The 3,692-nt window shown below is 34.6% G+C and carries 7 protein-coding genes and 1 pseudogene; all 8 read left to right on the plus strand.

Annotated elements, in window-relative coordinates; all coding sequences use genetic code 11:
- Positions 1-247 (plus strand): hypothetical protein (locus AC1DWN_RS30140; protein WP_477562550.1); only part of this gene is annotated, 247 nt, incomplete at its 5' end.
- A 47-nt stretch (positions 248-294) separates the two neighbouring features.
- Positions 295-654 (plus strand): hypothetical protein, encoded by a 360-nt coding sequence (locus AC1DWN_RS30145; RefSeq protein ID WP_477562551.1) that lies wholly within the window; start codon positions 295-297, stop codon positions 652-654.
- A 283-nt stretch (positions 655-937) separates the two neighbouring features.
- Positions 938-1,717 (plus strand): P-loop NTPase family protein, encoded by a 780-nt coding sequence (locus AC1DWN_RS30150; protein WP_477562552.1) that lies wholly within the window; start codon positions 938-940, stop codon positions 1,715-1,717.
- 2 nt (positions 1,718-1,719) lie between these two features.
- A complete protein-coding gene (locus tag AC1DWN_RS30155; RefSeq protein ID WP_477562553.1) occupies positions 1,720-1,911 on the plus strand; it encodes a hypothetical protein in 192 nt (63 codons plus the stop codon).
- A 166-nt stretch (positions 1,912-2,077) separates the two neighbouring features.
- The gene (locus AC1DWN_RS30160) at positions 2,078-2,209 is read left to right on the plus strand and encodes a hypothetical protein (protein ID WP_477562554.1); all 132 of its coding nucleotides are present in this window, start codon (positions 2,078-2,080) and stop codon (positions 2,207-2,209) included.
- A gap of 53 nt (positions 2,210-2,262) precedes the next feature.
- Positions 2,263-2,787 (plus strand): GrpB family protein, encoded by a 525-nt coding sequence (locus AC1DWN_RS30165; protein ID WP_477562555.1) that lies wholly within the window; start codon positions 2,263-2,265, stop codon positions 2,785-2,787.
- Between the two features lie 22 nt (positions 2,788-2,809).
- Entirely contained in the window at positions 2,810-3,265 is a 456-nt protein-coding gene (locus tag AC1DWN_RS30170; RefSeq protein ID WP_477562556.1) for a GNAT family N-acetyltransferase, read from the plus strand.
- Positions 3,266-3,455: 190 nt separating this feature from the next.
- Positions 3,456-3,692 (plus strand): annotated as a pseudogene (locus tag AC1DWN_RS30175) (hypothetical protein); the annotation flags it as partial.

Below are 3,692 nucleotides of genomic sequence, written 5' to 3' on the forward strand. Positions count from 1 at the left end.
TGATTTTAATGTCAGCCAATCTCTCTTTAATATAATCGGAGTAGATCAATATTCAAACGGAACTGATGGTTTTTATTACCCTTTTTTATTATCCATGCCGTTCTGGATAGCGGCAGTATTGGTTTCCAGAAGGCATGTTAAGGATTTCGGCGCAGTTGTGAGTAATAAGATTGGCGAGTTTCTAGTTGCGATAAGTGTGATTGCTACGATAATTTTTTTAATACTGCCAATTTGGATTAAGTTTTAATGCGAATCATAAGCGGCAAGACGAAATGATGCATTGGGGGAAGACAGTTGAAAAAAAGACATATACTTTTCTTTGTTATTTTAATCCTATTAGTGGGTTGTAGTTCTAGTTCTCAAACGGTTGTAAGTGATGAAGTAGCTTTTGTTGGTAAAGGTGATAATTGGGAAGCTAAATACATTTACAACGCTAAATTATATAATGAGAAGCATATAAACTGGGTTGAAATAAAATATAAAGATGAAAATAAGACCGACTTTTCTATTGATGATATTGATATAGTATTAAAGAGTAGAGATGTTACCATTACAGGGAATGTTGGTGATATGGAAACGAAGATTGATAATAACAGAATAACATTTATGGTAGGGACTGTTAATAATGAAACATTTAAAGAGGATGAATTTTAATTAATTAAATATAATGGGAGACAGGATGTTATCAAGTTGAAGTTTGCAGTTTGATAACATTGTTTAAAAATCTAAGGGACATATGAGCTAAATAAATTATGAAATGTGGTTGCCGGCGAATTGATCCGGCAGCCTTCCTTGCGTTAAGGGAGGTGATTTTGAATTGTGCATAAAATTATTGATCCCAGAGGAACAAAAGGATATTATTGGTAGTAGTTTGGCGATCTTTTTGTTAGAGTGCTAAACCTTGCTTCCAAATAACTGATGGAAGGATGGGAAAAAATTGATTGAATGTAAATTGATATTCCTTGAAGGAATTCCGGGTTCAGCGAAGTCAACTACTGCCCAGTTTATCTCACATAATTTAAGCGAGTCCAATATACCTCATAAATGGTGGTACGAAGAAGAGAAGGGACACCCTGTTTATGCTTATGATAATTACGAATCAATGATTCAGGTGGTTGATGATTTATCTAACGGAAATTATAGAGAAGTAATTAGTATGGCCCTTGGACGCTGGGAAGAGTTTAGTATATCTGTTCAGTCATCTAATGAAACCATTATTGTTGACAGTTGCCTGTTCGGGTACTTAACATGGAGCTTATTTCCTAATAATGTACCGAATCAAGAAATAATAGATTATGTGTTGGAAGTCGAAAGAATCATTAGAAAATGTAACCCATGCCTGATTTATTTTTATCAAAATGATGTAAGTGAAGCATTGAAAAAAATCTGTGATCGAAGAAGCGGTAATACAGAAAGTGTCTACGAAAGGAATGAAGAGCCTATATCTCATCAATATCTGCAACGGTTTGTAGGGAAGTATACTGCAGAGTCCGAGGTGAGAATAGATTGTTCTTTATACTATGAGGATGGAAAGCTTATTGCGGATGGACTTCCACAAGTATGGGCGAGAATCCCTCTCATTCCAAGGGCATCAAATATGTTCGATATAGAATCACTACCGCTACAGGTGAGCTTTGAGGAAGATAAAGAAGGGAATATCATACGTATGCATTTATCAGGTTCTCCACTATTTGATGGGCCTAATGTGATGCAATAATAGTGGATCAAGAAATTCCTTGGTATTATGCAGGGGCTTCGTTTGCCTTGATTAGAGAACGACGTTTAATTGAATTACATATTACCCCAGCGGGTAGGGATGGCAAACTTAGATTGCAAATAGATGGAGAATTAATAATAGATTTAAATTTAGAAAACATTAAGGAAATTCAAATACTTAATGAAAAAAAATAGAGGGCTTAAATGTATATTTCGATGATGATAATTACGTACTACCATTACAAATTCAAACAAAACCTATTATTAAAATAGAGTGGGGAACATCCATAGAACTGCATAGGTGAACAGTTGCAAAGTAAACACAGCTAACCGTCAAGTTAAACGAGGGGGAATAGCATAGTTGAAAACGATAAATACTGCGGACACAGAACTAGAAGGAGAGGTTTTTGTAAGATCTCTTATTAGTGTGTCTAAGGAAGATTTGCCTAAAGGAAAATATATAGATTCAATTATTTTAAGGATAGAAGAGTGACGAAAGCGAGAGTTTTATGAAATGAGAATGGGATTGGTGGTTAAAGTGGACTTATGACAAGAAAATGGGAAATTACCCCTTGGACTAAAGAATGGAATGAAAAGTATGGTATAGAGTCTGAATTATTAAAAGAGATATTTAAGGAAGAAATTTTAGAAATCCACCATGTTGGAAGTACATCTGTTCCTGCAATCGGATACGCGAAACCAATCATCGATATTTTAATAGTCGTAAAAGATATCAATAATGTAAGTCTTTATAACGGACCTATGCTAAAAATAGGATATCAGGTAAGAGGTGAAAACGGCATTCCCAATAGGAGATATTTCACTAAAGGGGATAGTCCCCGAACATTTCACGTTCATATATATCAAAATGATGATTTTAGAATACTGACATATTTGGACTTCAAATCGTTCTTATTACAACATCCAAAAGAAGCTGAAGAATATGGTCTATTAAAGTTGAAAATATTAGAATCTTGCTCTTATGATGAATATCAGGAAGAAAAAGAGAAGCGTATGGACAAGTTAGTTAAAAGTGCCTTGAACTGGGGAGAACTTAGAAGAAACCAATGATTGAGCTGAAGGAGTGGTACCCTTGACAGTTTATTTAAAGCTAATAACCGAAGAGAATAGGACAGAATGTATAAATCTCAAGCCACGAAATGATCAAATGAATTTTGTAGCACCTAATATCAAATCTCTGGAGAAAGCGGAGCAAGAGCAAACTTCTAAGCCATATGGTATCTATGCAGGTAAAAAAATGGTTGGATTTACACTATTTGATGAAGAGCCATATCCTAATGATGGATACTATTGGATTATTAGACTTATGATTGATGAACGGTATCAGAAGAACGGATATGGAAGAGCTGCACTTATTGAAATCATTAATAGACTGCAACAAAAGCAAAACCAGACTAAARTCAGAATTTCTCATGTACCAGAAAATATAGTTGTAAATAAGCTCTATAAGGACTTGGGGTTTGTAGAAACAGGCGAAATTATTGGTGGAGAAATTGTATTGGATCTAATCTTCGAACAAGGGGTGTAAATGGTGAAGTGAAAATACGGTGATCTAGCACATTGGAGAGGATCCTTCAGAAAACGTATAGACAAAAGTACATTGAAGAAGTGGGTTTCACTGGGCATGTAGCGCTTGTTGTTTTTGATAAAGTAATGGAACCCATAACTTTTCATGTGGATGATTCTGATGATTTTATTATCGTTGCGAATGGATTTGCGTGGTTGCAGTATTTTCCAAAGATGCCCATATAATTCCTGTTAAGGATGTCAAAAAATCAGGCGAATGGTTTGTAAGACATTTTGGTTTTAATATTAGAAATGATAGAGGTAATAATTTWAGTTTATTTAGAGAAAACCGCCCTATCATTGTATTAATTGAATCCGATAATGATACAAGAGCCGTATTTGAAATAAATGGACGAACTAGATGGGTTATAACATTCTTTACTGATGAT

It is taken from the genome of Paenibacillus sp. P4_A7, from assembly GCF_056402455.1.

Excerpts from the sequence above, each read along its gene's own strand:
- AC1DWN_RS30165 (WP_477562555.1), top strand. The coding sequence starts at position 2,263 with ATGACAAGAAAATGGGAAATTACCCCTTGGACTAAAGAATGGAATGAA.